Annotated in this window: 2 protein-coding genes; both read left to right on the plus strand. The window is 72.1% G+C overall.

Features of this window, described 5'->3' with window-relative positions; genetic code table 11:
• Positions 1-7: 7 nt before the first annotated feature.
• The gene (locus ABZT04_RS30855; RefSeq protein ID WP_356060268.1) at positions 8-14,449 is read left to right on the plus strand and encodes a type I polyketide synthase; all 14,442 of its coding nucleotides are present in this window, start codon (positions 8-10) and stop codon (positions 14,447-14,449) included.
• A 1,025-nt stretch (positions 14,450-15,474) separates the two neighbouring features.
• Positions 15,475-18,360: an AAA family ATPase gene (locus ABZT04_RS30860; RefSeq protein WP_356060269.1), complete on the plus strand. Its 2,886-nt coding sequence runs from the start codon at positions 15,475-15,477 to the stop codon at positions 18,358-18,360.
• The last annotated feature ends 70 nt before the right edge of the window (positions 18,361-18,430 follow it).

Raw genomic sequence — 18,430 nt, forward strand, 5'->3', positions numbered from 1 at the left:
GGCGGGTGTGTCGTCGTTCGGCATTTCTGGGACGAATGCGCACGTGATTTTGGAGGCTGCGCCCGAGGTCGACGCGGAGCCCGAGGCCGTCTCGGTGGGTGGTGCGGAGACGGTGTGGGTGGTGTCGGGTCGTACGGAGGAGGCGCTGCGCGGGCAGGCTGAGCGGTTGCTGTCCGCGGTGGAGGGGGCGGAGGCGCCGGACGTCGCGGCGGTGGGTGCGACTTTGCTCTCCCGGTCGCTCTTCCACCACCGGGCGGTGGTAGTGGGTGGCGACCGGGACGAACTGGTCGCCGGGCTGCGGGCGTTGGCGGTCGGTGAGTCGGGTGGAGGTGTGGCGCAGGGCGTGGCGCGGAACGGCCGCCGGGTGGCGGTGCTGTTTACCGGCCAGGGTGCGCAACGGCTGGGGATGGGCGAGGAGTTGTACGGGCAGTCGGCGGTCTTCGCGGCGGCCTTTGACGAGGTGGTGGCGGAGCTGGATCGGCATCTCGATGTTCCGCTTCGGGATGTGGTGTGGGGTGAGGATGCGGATGAGTTGAATTCGACGGGGTGGGCGCAGCCTGCGTTGTTTGCGGTTGAGGTGGCGTTGTTCCGGTTGCTGGAGTCCTTCGGAGTGCAGCCGGACTTTCTGCTGGGGCATTCGATCGGTGAGGTGGCGGCCGCGTATGTGGCGGGGGTCTTTGGCCTCGTGGATGCGTGCCGTCTGGTGGCTGCGCGGGCGAGGTTGATGCAGGCGCTTCCGGTGGGTGGGGCGATGGTGGCGATTGCCGCGCCGGAGGAGGACGTACGGCCCTATCTGCCGGACGTGGTGTCGCTCGCGGCGGTCAATGCGCCGGGTTCGGTGGTGGTTTCGGGTGAAGAGGCTGCTGTCCTCGAAGTGGGCGATCACTTCAAGTCACAGGGCGTGAAGACGACCCGGCTGCGGGTCTCGCATGCGTTCCACTCGGCGTTGATGGAGCCGATGTTGGAGGACTTCACCGCGGCGATTGCCGACGTGTCCTTCGCCGAGCCGCGTATTCCGGTGGTGTCGAACCTGACCGGCGAGCCCGCAGATATGACCTCGCCCACGTACTGGGCCCAACAGGTGCGTTCGGCCGTCCGGTTCGCTGATGGTCTGGCGTGGCTGGCCGGGCAGGGTGTGGACACCTTCGTGGATGTGGGTCCGGATGGTGTCGTGGCCGGGCTGGCGCAGGCGAATGTGGAAGACGCGGTCGCGGTGGCGTTGATGCGTAAGGACCGTGAGGGTCTGCGCACCGCGCTGCTGGCGGCCGGGGACCTCTTCGTCCAGGGTGTGCCGGTCGCGTGGGATGCCCTGCTCGGCGACCGTAGGCCGGCTTGGGTGGACCTGCCGACGTATGCCTTCCAGCGGCGCCGTTACTGGCCGCAGGCGTCCCTCGCCGGTGGTGACGTGACGGCCGCCGGACTGGCGTCCGCTGAACACCCGCTGCTGGGTGCGGTGGTGTCGGTACCGGAGACGGGCACGGTGGTGTTGACGTCGCGGTTGTCGCTGCGGGCGCAGCCATGGCTCGGTGACCATGCGGTGCACGGGACGGTGTTGTTCCCGGGAACGGGCTTTGTGGAGCTGGCGGTTCGGGGTGCGGACGCCGTTGGGGCCGGTGGGCTTCGGGAGTTGAGCGTAGAAGCGCCGCTCGTCATCCCCGAGGTCGGAAGCGTTCAGGTCCAGGTCGTGGTGGCGGACGCCCGGGTGGAGATCTACTCGCGCCCCTCGGACGACGACGCGTGGCTCCGGCACGCGACCGCCGAACTCGGCGATGCCGTCGCCGCCGGTGAGGGCGGGTGGCCGTGGCCGCCGGAGAGCGGTTCGCGCGTGGACCTCGCGGGCTTCTACGAACTGGCCGCCGACGAGGGCCTGGTGTACGGCCCGGCGTTCCAGGGTCTGCGGCAGGTGTGGCAGGCCGACGGCGCGGTGCTGGCCGAGGTCGAGGTGTCCGAGGGTGAGGCCGACCGGGCCCGCAGGTTCGGCGTGCACCCGGCACTGCTGGACGCCGCGCTCCAGGCCGTCGCCTACGCGGAGTTGGCCCCCGCGCCGTCCGGCCGGGTGCCGGTGGGCTTCGCCGATGTGACCCTGCACGCCGAGGGTGCGACCGCGGCTCGGGCCCGGGTGGTCCGTACCGGCCCGGACTGTGTGAGCGTCGAACTTGCCGACAGGGACGGTGAGTTGGTGCTGTCCATCGGCACCGTGACCCTGGGCGCACCGCCCGCGTCCGGGTCGGCGGCCGGTGCCCGCAGCGGTACCGCGCTGGCCCTCGACTGGCCGGCGCTGCCCGTATCCGACGACGGCGTGGACGACGTACGCTTCGCGTTCGTCCAGGCGCCCGGGGCCGACACCGGCTGGCTGCCGGAGGCGGCGTACCCGGGGCTCGACGATGTCCTCGCCGACGAACACCCGTGCCAGTACGTGGTGGTGGCCATGTCGGGGCAGCCCGCCGAGGGCGCGCCGGACGACATGGTGCGGACGGTCCACGCCACGACGCGCCGGGCCCTCGAACAGTTCCAGTCCTGGCGGGCCGAGGAGCGCTTCGCCGACACGACGCTCGTCGCCCTCACCCGCGGCGCCGTCGCCACCCACCCCGACGAGCCGGTGCCGGACCTCGGCGCGGCCGCCGTATGGGGCCTGCTGCGCACCGCGCAGCGCGAACACCCGGGCCGCGTCCTGCTCGTGGACGCCGAGCCGGGCCAGGCCCTCGACGTACGCCGGCTGGCCCGGGCCGTACGCACCGCGGAACCTCAACTCGCCCTGCGCGGCGCGGAGATCAGGGCGGCGCGGTTGACCCGCGTCGCTCCGCAGGACGAGCCGCCGTACGCCGCCCCCGAAGGCACGGTGCTGGTCACCGGCGGTACGGGCGGGCTTGGCCGGGAGGTGGCGCGGCATCTGGTCCGTGTGCACGGTGTGCGGAGTCTGTTGCTGGTCAGTCGTCGTGGTCTCGCGGCTGAGGGTGCACAGGAGTTGGTCGACGAGTTGGGTGCGGATGGCGCCGAGGTCACCGTCGTGGCGTGCGATGTGAGCGACCGCGATGCGCTGGCGGAGCTGTTGGCGGATGTCCCGTTGACCGGTGTCGTCCACACGGCGGGTGTGGTGGACGACGGGCTGGTGTCGTCGCTGACCGCCGACCGGCTGGACCGGGTGCTCGTACCCAAGGTGGACGCCGCCTGGCACCTGCACGAGCTGACCCGGGACCGCGACCTCACGCTGTTCGCGGTGTTCTCCTCGCTGTCCGGCATCCTCGGCAACCCCGGGCAGGCCAACTACGCCGCGGCCAACGTCTTCCTCGACGCGCTCATGCAGGCCCGGCGCCACGCGGGCCTGCCCGGCGTCTCCATGGCCTGGGGCGCCTGGACCCAGGACGTCGGCCTGACCGCGGCGCTGACCGAGGCCGACATGCGGCGGCTGGCCCGCTCGGGCATGCGCCCGCTGTCGGTGCCGCAGGGCCTGGCCCTCTTCGACCGCGCCCTGACCTCGGGCCGGGCCCTCCTCGGCCTCGCCGACCTGGACCTCGCCGCCCTCCGGGCCCGCGACGACCTACCCGTCTTCCGTGCGCTGGCGGGCGGCCCGGCGCGGCGCCGCGCCGGTGACGCGCAGCGGCTCGCCGGCGGCCTCGCCGAACGGCTCGCCGGACTGACCGGACCGGAGCGCGAGGACCACCTCCTCACCCTCATCCGCGAGCACGCGGCGGCCGTCCTCGGCCACGCCTCGGGCCAGCACCTCAACGACACCACCGCCTTCCGCGAGATGGGCTTCGACTCGCTGATGGGCGTCGAACTGCGCAACCGCGTCAAGCGCGGCACCGGCCTGCCGGTCGCCGACTCGATGGTCTTCGACTACCCGACGCCGCTGCGGCTCGCCCAGTACCTGGCGAGCCTGCTCGACGGCGTCACCGTGAACGCGGGCGGCGCGCCGGCCCCGGTCCTCGCCGACGACGACCGGCTGGCCATCGTCGGCATGGCCTGCCGCTTCCCCGGCGGTGTCACCAACCCCGACGAGCTGTGGCAGCTCGTCTCCTCGGGTGCCGACGCCATCGCCGACTTCCCCGACGACCGCAACTGGGACATCGAGCAGCTTTACGACGCCGAGGGCACCCGCAGCTCCGTCACCCACAGTGGGGGCTTCGTCGCGGCCGACGGCTTCGACGCCGGCTTCTTCGGCATCTCGCCCCGCGAGGCGCTGGCGATGGACCCGCAGCAGCGGCTGCTGCTGGAGACGTCCTGGGCCGCGCTGGAGGACGCCGGGATCGACCCCCAGTCCCTCGCGGGCAGCCCCACCGGCGTCGTCTTCGGCATCAGCCAGTCCGGCTACGGCGAACTGGTCAGCCCGTTGGAGGAGACCCAGGGCCACCTCCTGACCGGCGGTGCCTTCAGCGTCGCCTCCGGCCGGGTCGCCTACACGCTCGGCCTCGAAGGGCCCGCCGTCACCGTGGACACGGCCTGTTCGTCGTCGCTGGTGGCGCTCCACCTCGCCGGCCAGGCGCTGCGCGCGGGCGAGTGCTCGCTCGCGCTGGCCGGGGGCGTGACCGTGATGGCGACTCCGGCCACGTTCGTGGAGTTCAGTCGGCAGGGCGGTCTGTCGTCGGACGGGCGATGCCGGGCGTTCGCGGATGCCGCCGACGGCACTGGCTGGTCCGAGGGGGTCGGCGTGCTGGTCGTCGAGCGGCTGTCGGACGCCGAGCGGAACGGTCACGAGGTGTTGGCGGTGGTGCGGGCCAGTGCGGTGAATCAGGACGGTGCGTCGAACGGTCTTACGGCGCCGAATGGCCCCTCGCAGCAGCGGGTGATCCGGCGGGCGTTGGCCGCGGCTTCGCTCTCACCGTCCGAGGTGGATGTGGTGGAGGCGCACGGTACGGGGACGACGCTGGGTGACCCGATCGAGGCGCAGGCGCTGCTTGCCACCTACGGCCAGGACCGCCCCGCCGAACGGCCGTTGTGGTTGGGGTCGTTGAAGTCGAACATCGGTCATACGCAGGCGGCTGCGGGTGTGGCGGGTGTGATCAAGATGGTGCTGGCGATGCGGCACGGGGTGCTGCCGCAGACCTTGCACGTGGACGAGCCGAGCACCCGGGTGGACTGGACGGCCGGGCAGGTGCGGCTGCTCACCGAGGCCATGCCGTGGCCGGAGACGGGTCGGGCGCGGCGGGCGGGTGTGTCGTCATTCGGCATGTCCGGGACGAACGCGCACGTGATCTTGGAGGCCCCGGCGACCCCGACCTTGACCCCGACCCTGACCCCGGCAGAGGTCGGGGACGCGGGACAGGGCGAGGCCGAGGGCGCCGAGGAGTCGGCCGTGGCGTGGGTGGTTTCCGCCCGGTCCGAGGGCGGGATACGGGGTCAGGCGGAGCGGTTGTTGTCGGCGGTGGAGTCGGCGGGGTTGGAGCCGGTGGGTGTGGGTGCGGCGTTGTTGTCGCGGTCGGTGTTCGATCATCGTGCGGTGGTGGTGGGTTCGGGCCGGGAGCAACTGACGGCCGGGCTGCGCGCGTTGGCGGCGGGCGAGCCGGTGGGCCATGTGGTGAGTGGGGCCGCGCGTAGTGGTCAGGGTCGCCGTGTGGTGTTCGTTTTCCCGGGTCAGGGTGCTCAGTGGGTGGGTATGGCCGCGGGGTTGATGGGTTCTTCGGAGGTGTTCCGGGAGTCGATGGCGGCTTGTGGGGAGGTGTTGCGGCCGTTTGTGGAGTGGGATCTGCTGGGTGTTCTTGAGGATGAGGCTGCGTTGGTGCGGGTGGATGTGGTGCAGCCGGTGTTGTGGGCGGTGATGGTGTCGCTGGCTGCGTTGTGGCGTTCGTGGGGTGTGGAGCCGGCGGCGGTGGTGGGTCATTCGCAGGGCGAGATCGCCGCGGCGTGTGTTGCGGGCGGGTTGTCGTTGCGTGACGGTGCGCGTGTGGTGGCGTTGCGGAGCCGGGCGATCTCGGCGGCGCTGGCGGGCAGGGGTGGCATGGTGGCGGTGTCGCTGCCGGTGGATGCTGTGCGGGAGTTGCTGCCGGAGAGTGTGTCGGTCGCGGTTGTCAACGGCCCCGGTGCGGTGGTGGTCGCGGGTCCGGTGGCGGGGCTGGACGCGCTGGTCGCGCGGTGCGAGGAAAAGGGGGTGCGGGCCCGTCGGGTCCCGGTGGACTATGCCTCGCATTCGGCGTATGTGGAGTTGATCGAGGAGCAGGTCCTCGCGGATCTGGCTGAGGTGAGGCCGGTCTCGGCTTCCGTGCCGATGTATTCGTCGGTGTCGGGGGAGCTTATTGATACCGCGGCTTTGGATGCGGGTTACTGGTATCGCAATCTGCGTCAGACGGTCGAGTTCGAGAAGGCGACCCGGGCTTTGGCTGCGGATGGTTTCACGGCGTTCGTGGAGGTCAGTCCGCATCCTGTCTTGACTGTGGCGGTGCAGGACACGCTCGGTGAGGACATCGTGGCGACCGGCACCCTGCGCCGTAATGAAGGCGGCTTGGACCGCTTCCTGCTGTCAGCCGGGGAGTTGTTCGTGCACGGCGTCCCGGTCGCCCTGGACCGCCTGTTCGCCGGGCGCAGCGCGGAGTGGGTGGACCTGCCGACGTACGCCTTCCAGCATCGCCGGTACTGGCCGCAGGCGGCGGTGGCGGCCCATGACCCCGCGCTGCGCGACCCGGTGGACGCGGAGTTCTGGGCATCGATGGAGCGCAGCGACGTCGCCGAACTCGCCCACTCGCTGGGCGTCGACAGCGCCGCGCTGTCGGACGTGGTGCCCGCCATGCTGCGCTGGCGCGACCAGCGGCAGTCCGCGTCGGAGGCGGACGGCTGGCGCTACCGGGAGACGTGGGCGCCGGTGTCGGCGACGGGTCGGCTCGTCGCCGCGCCCGCCGCGCGCTGGGCGGTGGTCGTGCCCGCCGGGTACGCCGCCGACCCGTGGATGGCGGCGGTGGCCGAGGCCATCGGCGGCGAGCTGATCGAGGACGACGGCACGGCCCCGGCGCTGAGCCCCGCCTGCCTGGGCGTGGTGTCGCTGCTGGCGGTACGGGACGACGTCGAAGGGCTGCTGTCCACCGTCCGGCTGGTGCAGCAGGTGCGGGTGCCGGTGTGGGCCGTGACGCGCGGCGCCGTCGCCGTCCATGGCGAGGAGCGGATCGTCGGCGTGTGGCCGGGCGCGACCTGGGGCATCGGCCGGGTGGCCGCGCTCGAAGTGCCCGAGCGGTGGGCGGGTCTGCTGGATCTGCCCGAGGTCGTCGACGACGCGGTCCTGCAGCGGCTGCGCGCGGTCGTCGCGGGCGGGCACGGCGAGGACCAGCTCGCCGTCCGCTCGTCCGGGCTGTACGCACGGCGCCTGGTGCACGCCCCGGCTGCCGGCCTGCCCGCCACCTGGCGGACCAGCGGCACCGCGATCGTGACCGGCGGCACCGGCGGGGTCGGCGCCCATGTGGCGCGCTGGCTGGTCGGGGCGGGCGCCGAGCACGTCGTCCTGGTCAGCCGCCGCGGCCCGGCCGCGGACGGCGTACCGGAGCTGATCGCCGAACTCGAAGCCGCGGGCGCTCGGGTGAGCGTCGCCGCCGGAGACATCGGCGACCGGGACACCGTCGCGGAGCTGATCGCCGCGGTCCCCGCCGACCTGCCGCTGCGCACCGTCATGCACGCGGCCGGCGTGGTCGACGAGGGCGGCGCCGTGGCGGGCCTCACCGCGGACGCGTTGCGCGCGCAGCTGCGGGTCAAGGTCACCGGCGGGCTGCTGCTCGACGAACTCACCCGCGACCTGGAGCTGGACGCGTTCGTCCTGTTCTCCTCGGGCGCCGCGGCCTGGGGCAGCGCAAGCCAGGGCAGCTACGCCGCCGCCAACGCCTGCCTCGACGCGCTCGCCGGGCACCGCCGGGCGCGCGGCCTGCCCGCGCTGTCCGTGGCCTGGGGCGCCTGGGACGCACCGGGCATGATGGCCGCCGACGCCGACTACGCCCAGTACCTCGCGCGGCTCGGCGTCCACCCCATGCGGCCCGAGCTGGCGGTCGCCGCCCTGCACCGGGCGCTGAGCGACGGCGACACCAATGTCGCGGTCACCAACATGGACTGGTCGCGCTTCGTGCCGACGTTCGGCATGGCCCGGCCGAGCCGCCTGTTCTCGCTGCTGCCGGAGGTGGCCACCGCCGAACCGGAGGAGACGCAGGAAGGCGGCGGCCACCTGCGCGCCATGAGCCCGCAGGAGCGCTACGACCACCTGCTCGCCGCGGCCCGCGACCACGCCGCCGCCGTCCTCGGCCACGACTCGGGCGAACAGGTCGACGCCGCCCATGCGTTCAAGGAACTGGGCTTCGACTCGGTGACCGCGGTGGAGTTCCGCAACCGGCTCCAGACCGTCACCGGCCTGAGCCTGCCGACCACCCTCGTCTTCGACTACCCCAACGCCTCCCGCGTCGCGGGCTACCTGGCCGAGCGCTTCGGCGACACCTCGGCGCAGACCGCGCATGCACTGCCGGCCCTGCCGGTCCTCACGGCCGCCGACGCCGACGACCCGATGGTCATCGTCGGCATGGCCTGCCGCTTCCCCGGCGGCGTGGACAACCCGGCCGACCTGTGGCGCGTCGTCACCGATGGCGTCGACGTGATGTCCGGCTTCCCCGACGACCGCGGCTGGGACCTCGACGCGCTCTACGACCCGAACGGCGAGCGCGCCGGCTCCTCGGTCACCCGTGAGGGCGGCTTCCTGGACGACGCGGGCGGCTTCGACGCCGCATTCTTCGGCATCTCCCCGCGCGAGGCCATGGCCACCGACCCGCAGCAGCGGCTGGTGCTGGAGGCCTCCTGGGAGGCCCTGGAACACGCGGGCATCGACCCAGCCGCCCTGGCCGGGACCCCCACCGGTGTCTTCGTCGGCGCCGCGCCGTCCGGCTACAGCGAAGTCGCCGGCGCGACCCCCGAAGCCCAGGGGCACCTGCTCACCGGCGGCCTGCTGAGCGTGCTGTCCGGCCGGGTCGCCTACACCCTCGGCCTCGAAGGGCCCGCGGTCACCGTGGATACCGCCTGTTCGTCGTCGCTCGTCGCCCTGCACTGGGCCGGTCAGGCGCTGCGCGCGGGGGAGTGCTCGCTGGCCCTCGTCGGCGGCGTGGCCGTCATGGCCACCCCGGGCGGCTTCGTCGAGTTCAGCCGCCAGGGCGGCCTGGCCGCCAACGGCCGGGTCAAGGCCTTCGCCGAAGCGGCAGACGGCACCGCCTGGTCCGAGGGCGTCGGCGTACTGGTCGTCGAGCGCCTGTCGGACGCCGAGCGGAACGGTCACCGCGTACTGGCGGTCGTACGGTCCGGCGCGGTCAACCAGGACGGCGCGTCCAACGGCCTCACGGCGCCCAACGGCCCCTCGCAGCAGCGGGTGATCCGCCAAGCGTTGGCCGCGGCTTCGCTCTCACCGTCCGACGTGGATGTGGTGGAGGCGCACGGTACGGGGACGACGTTGGGTGACCCGATCGAGGCGCAGGCGCTGCTCGCCACGTACGGTCAGGGCCGCCCCGCCGAACGGCCGCTGCTGTTGGGGTCGTTGAAGTCCAACATCGGACACACCCAGGCGGCCGCAGGTGTGGCGGGCGTGATCAAGATGGTGCTCGCCCTGCAGAACGGGGTGGTGCCGCGCACCCTGCACGTCGACGCGCCGTCCTCCCAGGTCGACTGGTCCGCGGGCGGCGTCGAACTGGTCACTGGGCAGGTGGCCTGGCCGACGACGGACACGGACCGGCCGCGCCGCGCAGGTGTGTCGTCCTTCGGCGTCTCGGGGACGAACGCGCACGTGATTCTGGAGGCTGCGCCTGCCATCGAAGCCGAGCCGGAGGTCGAGGCTGAAGCGGTCCCGGACGGTGGTGCGGAGACGGTGTGGGTGGTGTCGGGTCGTACGGAGGAGGCGTTGCGGGCGCAGGCTGAGCGGTTGCTGTCCGCGGTGGAGGGGGCGGAGGCGGCGGCGGTGGGTGCGGCGCTGTTGTCGCGGTCGGTGTTCGAGCACCGGGCGGTGGTGGTCGGTTCCGATACGGATGAACTGGTCGCCGGGCTGCGGGCGTTGGCGTCCGGTGAGCCGGGTGGGGGTGTGGCGCAGGGCGTGGCGCGGAAAGGGCGCCGGATCGCGGTGTTGTTCGCGGGGCAGGGTGCGCAACGGCTTGGTATGGGGCGGGAGTTGTACGGGGAGTCGGGAGTGTTCGCGGCGGCCTTCGATGAGGTGGTGGCGGAGCTGGACCGGCATCTCGATGTCCCGTTGCGGGATGTGGTGTGGGGCGATGACGCGGATGAGTTGAATTCGACGGGGTGGGCGCAGCCTGCGTTGTTTGCGGTTGAGGTGGCGTTGTTCCGGTTGCTGGAGTCCTTCGGTGTACGTCCGGACTTTCTGCTGGGGCATTCGATCGGTGAGGTGGCCGCCGCGTATGTGGCGGGGGTCTTTGGCCTCGTGGATGCGTGCCGTTTGGTGGCTGCGCGGGCGCGGTTGATGCAGGCGCTTCCGGTGGGTGGGGCGATGGTGGCGATTGCCGCGCCGGAGGATGAGGTGCTTCCGCATCTGCCCGAGGGCGTATCGGTGGCGGCGGTCAACGCTCCTGGTTCGGTGGTCGTTTCGGGCGAGGAAGCGGCCGTGGTGAAGGTCGGTGAGCATTTCAAGGCGTTGGGGGTGAAGACGACTCGGCTCCGTGTCTCGCACGCGTTCCACTCGGCGTTGATGGAGCCGATGTTGGAGGACTTCATGGCGGCGATTGCCGACGTGTCCTTCGCGGAGCCGCGTATCCCGGTGGTGTCGAACCTGACGGGCGAGCCCGCGGACATGACCTCGCCCACGTACTGGGCCCAACAGGTGCGTTCGGCCGTCCGGTTCGCCGATGGTTTGGCGTGGCTGGCCGGGCAGGGTGTGGACACCTTCGTGGATGCGGGTCCGGACGGTGTCGTGGCCGGGCTGGCGCAGGCGAACGCGGAAGACGCGGTCGCCGTGACCCTGATGCGTAAGGACCGTGAGGGCCTGCGCACCGCACTGCTGGCCGCCGGGGACCTCTTCGTCCAGGGCGTGCCGGTGACGTGGAACACCCTGGCCGGTGGCCGGAAGCCGGGCCGGGTGGACCTGCCGACGTACGCCTTCCAGCGGCGCCGCTACTGGGCCCAGCCGAAGCCGACCGGTGACGTGACTGCGGCAGGGCTGGCGTCTGCGGAACACCCGCTGCTGGGTGCGGTGGTGTCGGTGCCGGATTCGGGTGCGGTGGTGTTGACGTCGCGGTTGTCGCTGCGGGCGCAGCCATGGCTCGGTGACCATGCGGTGCACGGGACGGTGTTGTTCCCGGGAACGGGCTTTGTGGAGCTGGCGGTTCGGGGTGCGGACGCCGTCGGGGCCGGTGGGCTGCGGGAGCTGATCGTAGAAGCGCCGTTGGTCGTTCCGGCGACCGGGAGCGTTCAGGTCCAGGTGGTGGTCAACGACGACGGTGGGCTTGCGGTGTACGCCCGTACGACGGATGACGAGCCCTGGACCCGCCACGCCACCGCCGTACTGGGCGACGCCTCCCCCGCTGAGTCGGCCGGGTGGGAGTGGCCGCCTGCCGGCGGTTCGCGGGTCGACGTCTCGGACTTCTACCGACTGACCGCCGACCACGGCTTCGTGTACGGCCCGGCGTTTCAGGGCCTGCGGGAGGTCTGGGCCGGTCCCGAGGAGGTCTACGCCGAGGTGGCGGTCGGGGACGACGAGGTCGACCGGGCCCGTAAGTTTGGTGTGCACCCGGCGCTGCTTGATGCTGCGCTCCAGGCGAGCGCCTTTGTGGGGCTGGAGCCTGTGCCGGCCGGGCGGTTGCCGTTCAGCTTCTCGGACGTGACCTTGCATGCCGGTGGTGCGACGGCGACCCGGGTGCATCTGGTGCGGACGGGTGCGGACAGCATGCGGGTCGAACTGGCTGACACTGATGGTCAGTTGGTGTTGAGCATCGGTTCTTTGGTGATGCGGCCGGTGGCGGTCGGGGCGGTGGCCGGTGGTGTGCGGTCCGGTCTGGTGCTGGGGCTGGACTGGTCGTCGGTGGTGGCGTTGTCGGAGGCGTTGCCGGGTGGGGATGTGGCGGTGTTCGGTGCGTTGGATGACGTGGAACCGGGCGCGGATGTGCTGGTGTTGGAGGCGTGTGGTGTCGCGGGTGACGTGGTGCGGTCGGCGCATGAGCTGACGGCGTGGGTGTTGGCTCAGGTGCAGCGGTGGCTGGAGGGTGAGCGGTTCGCCGGGAGTCGGTTGGTGGTGGCGACGCGGGGGGCGGTGGAGACGGAGCCGGGGGAGACGGTCACTGATCTGGCGGCTGCGGCTGTGTGGGGTCTGGTGCGGTCGGCGCAGGCCGAACACCCGGGTCGTATCACGTTGTTGGACGTGGACGTCTCGGTCACCGCGCTGGATGCCGGTCTGGTCGCCGAGGTGGCGGCCGGTGTGGAGCCGCAGGTCGTGGTCCGGGACGGTGTCGTGCGGGCTGCGCGGCTGGTGCGTGTGCCGGCCACCCCGGCCAGCCCGGATACGGAGCCGGCCGGCTTCGGCGGGGGCACGGTGCTGGTCACCGGCGGCACCGGCGGGCTGGGCCGGGAGGTGGCCCGCCACCTGGTCCGTGTGCACGGTGTGCGGAGTCTGTTGCTGGTCAGTCGTCGTGGTGGCGGCGCTGAACTGGTAGCAGAACTCGCCGAGTTGGGCGCCCGGGCACGGATCGCCGCGTGTGACGTGGGTGACCGCGATGCGTTGGCGGAGCTGCTGGCGGATGCCTCGTTGACCGGTGTCGTCCACACGGCGGGTGTGGTCGAGGACGCGGTGATCACCTCGTTGACTGCAGATGGGCTGGCTCGGGTTCTGGCGCCGAAGGTGGATGCGGCCTGGCATCTGCACGAGCTGACCCAGGATCAGGATCTGTCGGCGTTCGTGGTGTTCTCCTCCCTCGCGGGTGTTCTCGGCAGCCCGGGGCAGGGCAACTACGCGGCGGGCAATGTCTTCCTGGACACGTTGATGCAGCACCGCCGTCACGCCGGTCTGCCCGGTCTGTCGATGGCGTGGGGTCCCTGGTCCCAAGGTGCGGGCCTGACGGGCGAGTTGTCGGACACGGACATGCGCCGTATCACTGCCTCGGGCACCCCGCCCTTTACCGTGGACCAGGGTTTGGCGATGTTCGACGCGGCCCTGGCCGGCCCGCAAGCCGCGATCGCCCTGACCCGGCTGGATCTGAGCGCCCTCCGCACCCGAAGCGACCTTCCGCCACTGTGGCGCACCCTCGCCGGAAAGCCTGCCCGCCGCGCCGCCGGGAGCCACCATGCCGAACCGGCCGACCTGGCCCGCCGGTTGGCCGAGCTGCCCGATGCCGCGACGCGGGACGCGTACCTGCTGCGGCTCGTCGCCGACCACGTGGCCCTCGTACTGGGCCATACGCCGGGCGACGGGCCGGACGTGACGAAGGAGTTCCGTGAGCTGGGCTTCGACTCGCTGACCTCCGTCGACCTGCGCAACCGCCTCCAGGCGGCCACCGGTCTGTCGCTGCCCGCGACGCTCGTCTTCGACCACCCGGACGCCGCCACTTTGGCCGGTTTCCTGGGGACGAAGTTCGGCGACGTCGGTGACGTCGGCGGCCCGGCCGCTGCCGCGCCCGACGCTTCGGCGCCGAGGGACCCGATGCAGGACCTCTACCTCGGCGCGCTGGAGAGCGGCCGGGCCGACCTCGGCGACGCGTTCGCGCTCAGCGCGGCACGGCTCCGCCCCCGTTACGGCGACGCCGAGCGGGCGGGGCGGCGGCCGGTGCCGGTGCGGCTGTCGGCGGGGGACAGCGGTCCGCACCTGGTCTGCGTCTGCCCGCCGCTGGCGCTGAACGGGCCGCAGACGTACAACCGGTTCGCGGCCGAACTGGCTGCGGACTGGAAGGTGTCAGCGCTGGTGGCGCCCGGGTTCGTGGCGGACACCCCGCTGCCGGAGAGCGGCGAGGTGCTGATCGCGACGCTGGCCGACGCGGTGCAGGAGTACGTCGGGGACGGTCCGTTCGCGCTGGCCGGGCTGTCGTCCGGCGGTGTGCTCGCCCACGAGATCGCGCGGGAGTTGCAGCGGCGGGGCCACGACCCGCTGGCCGTGGTGCTGCTCGACTCGTACCCGATGAACAGCCCGGTGCTGAAGCGGTGGAAGAACGAGATGGCCCGGGTCGGACTGGAGCGGGCCCGCGCGCTGGACCGGCGCCAGGCCGACGAGGGGTTCCGGCTGGAGGAGATCACCGCCTCGGCCTGGATCTGCGGCGAGTTGCTGCTCGACTGGGAGGCGCGGGGGCTGACGGTGCCGTCGTGCCTGGTCCGCGCCAGCGAGCCGGTGGTGGCTGAGGACGGCAACGGCACCGGATGGCAGACCCCGGTCATGGCCTCGCAGGTCATCGACGTGCCGGGTGACCACTTCAGCATCATGGACCGGCAGTTCGCGACGTCCACGGCGGCCGCCGTACGCGACTGGCTCGCGGAGGTGACCGCACAAGCCGACTCCGTACGCGCCGACCGCCTCTACGCGGACTGACCTGTCGGCTGTGCCCCCGAGCGGCGGGGACCCGGGCGCACCGGGCCCCCGCCACCGCGCAGTTCGACCTCGTGCAACCCCGTCGCTCCACCGTCCGTCCCTGCGCGGATCTTGACCCGTCTTTGAGCTGGGCTCGGCAGGCTCTCCATCAGCGTCAGGAACTCGCATGCGCCACAGGCGTCACATGCGTCCGGACGCCGGGTGGCGCAAGAACCCTTGCGAGACTGGCTGGGGCGGCGTCCAAAGTTCCCAGTCAGGAGACTCCAATCTCCCCTAGCGGGAGGGGAGTTCGGAGCACTGAGGGGTGGTGGAGAGGCGAAGGAGCCCCGCCTCGAATCTTGCGTAGCGGTCGGTGCGGACCTCGCCGCGGTGTGAGCCGTACAAGAAGGCGGTCGACCAGTGGCTGCGGGCGGATCCGGAGGCGCCGCGCAAGCAGCGGCATACCGCGAAGCGAATCGGCAGGCGGTTGGCGGCTGGAGGAGGAGTTCAGCGTCACCCTGCCCTACACCAGTTGTTCGGCGAAGGGACGGGGACGGCCACATCGTGTCATCGCCGCCTGCGACCAGCAGGAGATCAGCCGTAGGATCCAGGGGGATTCAGGGAGATCTCGCAGATTCCCGGGGACTGCCCCGGCCGGCCGGACGTCGATGCGCCCCCTGGAACCTCCCAGAACCAGAACGCCCATGTCGCTGCCGCGGGCAGGAGCGACCAAAATGCCTTCCCAGTGGATCCGTCAGCTCGCGCTCAGTGGCATCCACATGGCCCCCTGTCGGTCCGCCTCAGCCTGTCAGCACAGCCTGATCAGCCTCGTCGCTCGTCCCAGGCCGACCGCACCTGGCCCCGCACAGCCGCTGACGGCGGTAATCCTGCGGTCCCGAATGACGCCGTTCTCCGGGCCACCTCAACTCACCTGATCTTTACCAACCACCTGCAGAATGAGGCAGATTGGAGTCGCCTGGTGGGGCCACTGGACGCTGCCTCAGCCACGAGACGCCGCAACGACCAACAGAGGGGTTCCCAGTAACATGCTGGAGCGCTACCAATGTCTGGACCAACTGACCGAGTTGCTCGACCGATGCGCCGAGGGGAACGGCGCGACGGGTGTCATCAGTGGAGCGGTGGGCTTCGGGAAGACCACGCTGTTGGAGGCCGTGGCGGCCAGAGCCGTGGCCCGCGGGTACACGGTGCTCGGCGCAGTCGGGTCCGTCGTTGAGAGTGCGATTCCGTACGCGGTGGTGGAGCAGCTCTTCCAGTGCGCCGAACTCGCCGGTACCGACACCGACTTGCAGGCACAACTCCAACGAGCCCGGGAGGAGAAGGAAGAGACCGCGCACCCGCAGTCGGCGGCAGGGGCCGCCCAGACTTTACAGGCCTTCCACGGGCTGATCGCCGAACTCAGCGCGCAGCAGCCGGTGGTGCTGTGCGTCGACGACAGCCAGCACGTCGACGCCGAGTCGCTGGCGTGCCTGCTCCACCTCATCCGGCGCTGCCGCCGCAACCCGGTCGTGATCCTGCTCACCCTCGGCCCGTCCGGTGCGGCCCCCTGTGAGGGGATACTCGCCGAGCTGGCCTGCCGGCCGGGCGTGGCGCACGTACGGCTGGGCGCGTTCGACGAGGAGGGCATGGCCCGGTTGATAGCCGACCGGTTCGGCCCGGCCGCCGCCGAGCAGTACGCGCCCGGTTTCTACGCCATGAGCGGCGGCAATCCGCTGCTCGCGCAGGCCCTGGTCAGCGATCACACCGCCCGCCCGGCGCACCCCGAGACCGGTTACCACCCGGTCGCCGCCGACCTGTTCCGCGAGGCGTCGGTGGCCTGCACCCGCCGCAGCGGCCTGCACGGCCTGCGGGTGGCCCGGGGGCTGGCGATAGCCAACGGCGCCGGTTCGCCCGCGCTGCTCGCGCAGTTGGTCGGGCTGGAGAAGTGCGAGGTGGACGCGGCGATGAAGATCCTCACCGAGTCCCGGCTGATCGAGGGGCCGCGCTTTCGGCACCCGGCGATCCGCTCGGCCGTACTGGACAACATGTCGGCCACCGACCGGGCCCGGCTGCACCACCGTGTCGCCGGGCTGCTGCGCAACGACGGCGCGCCCGCCATCGTGGTCGCCCAGCACCTGATAGCGGCGGGCGTGGTGGAGGACGAGTGGGCGCCGCGCTTCCTGATGGAGGCGGCCGACCAGGCGCTGCGCGAGGACCGGGTCTCCCTGGCGGAGCAGTGCCTGCAACTGGCCGACAACTGCTGCCACGACCGGCACAAGAGCCACGTCATCAAGGCGAAACTGGCGCGGATCAAGTGGCGCGACCAGCCCGAGGCCGCCGCGCGCATCATGCTGTCGCTGGTGGGGCCGGCCAGGAGCGGGGACCTGCCGGGCGCGCTGCGGCTGAAGGTGGCGAACCGGCTGCTGGTGCAGGGCCGGGTCGCCGACGCCGTCGAGATCATGGCACCGCTGTACGCCGAGGCCGCCACCGGTACGGCGGCGCAGGCACCCGCGGTGGCGCCGCACTGTAACGCCCCGCAGTGCTGCAGCCCCGCATCGCCCGCGTCCGCGCCGGGCCGCGTACCGGCGCAACCGCTCACCCCGGCGCAGCCGCTCGCGCTGGAGCTGGACGTGACCCGGCTGTGGCTGGCGTACACCTATCCCGGGGTGCATCAGCAACTCGTCGGCGATCTGTCGGCCGGGCGGCACCGGCCCGCGTTCTCGCACTGGATCGGCCGCCCCCGGCTGTCCGCGATACACACGCTGTGGGCGGTGCTGACCCGCGGCGCCGACGACGTGCTGGTGGCCGAGGCGGAGCGGGTGCTCCAGCACCTCCAGGTCGAGGACGACACCATCAGCTCGCTCAACTCCGCGATGGCCGCGCTGGTCTACGCCGACCGGCTGGAGTCGGCGGCCGCCTGGTGCGGCCGGCTGCGGACGGCCGCGACCGAGTGCCACGCCCCCACCTGGCACGCCCAGTTCACCTCGACGCGGGCGATGATCGCGCTGCGCCGGGGTGCGTTGCGCAGCGCCGCGGAGTCGGCCGAGGCCGCGCTGCGCAGCATGTCGGTGGAGGCGTGGGGCGTCGAGATCGGCATGCCGCTGGCCACCGCGATCGAGGCCAGGACCGCGATGGGCGACCACGCGGCCAGCGCCGAACTGGTCAACACCCCGGTCCCGCCGGGCCTGTTCGAGACCCGCTTCGGCCTGCACTACCTGTATGCCCGCGGCCGCCACTACCTGGCCACCGGCTACCACGACGCGGCGCTGCCGGACTTCATCCAGTGCGGGGAGAAGGCCCAGGAGTGGGATCTGGACTCGCCGACGCTGGCGCCGTGGCGGACCGGTGCGGTCGAGGTGTGGCTCCAGCGCGGGCAGCGGGAGCGCGCGAGCCGGCTCGCCGACGAGCACCTGGCGCTGGTGCGGCGCGGCCAGCGCCGCGCCCTCGGGGTCGCACTGCGGGTCCAGGCCACCACCCGGCCCACCGCGCAGCAGGCCCAACTCCTGGGCACCGCCGTCGACATGCTCCAGTCCGCGGGGGACGACTACGAGTTGGCGCTGACGCTGGTCGAACTGTGCCGCGCCCACCAGCGGCAGGGCGCCGCCGCGCAGGCCCGGCTGCTGGTCCGGCAGGCGTGGCGGATGGCCGGCGAGTGCGGCGCCGAAGGGCTGTCCTCCTCGCTGATACCCAAGTCCGTCGTCGGGGTCCCGGCGGAGCAGCCGCGCAGCCTGCCCCCGGCCGACAACGTCGTCACCAACGTGCTGTCCGAGGCCGAACTGCGGGTCTGCTCGCTGGCCGCCCGCGGCAACACCAACCGCGAGATATCCGACAAGCTCTTCGTCACCGTCAGCACCGTCGAACAGCACCTCACCCGCGCCTACCGCAAACTCAACATACGCCACCGCCGCGAACTCCCCGCCAGCCTCGCCTCCTGACCTCCTGACCTCCCAGAGCCGCCCCGCCCCTCTGGGAGCGGGGCGGCTCTCCACACTCCCGTGGGGTGGT

Origin of the sequence: Streptomyces sp. NPDC005492, assembly GCF_040605995.1 — a bacterium.
In the GTDB taxonomy this organism is placed as follows: domain Bacteria; phylum Actinomycetota; class Actinomycetes; order Streptomycetales; family Streptomycetaceae; genus Streptomyces.

Coding starts and splice junctions, on each gene's coding strand:
- ABZT04_RS30860 (WP_356060269.1), top strand. CDS start 15,475: ATGCTGGAGCGCTACCAATGTCTGGACCAACTGACCGAGTTGCTCGAC.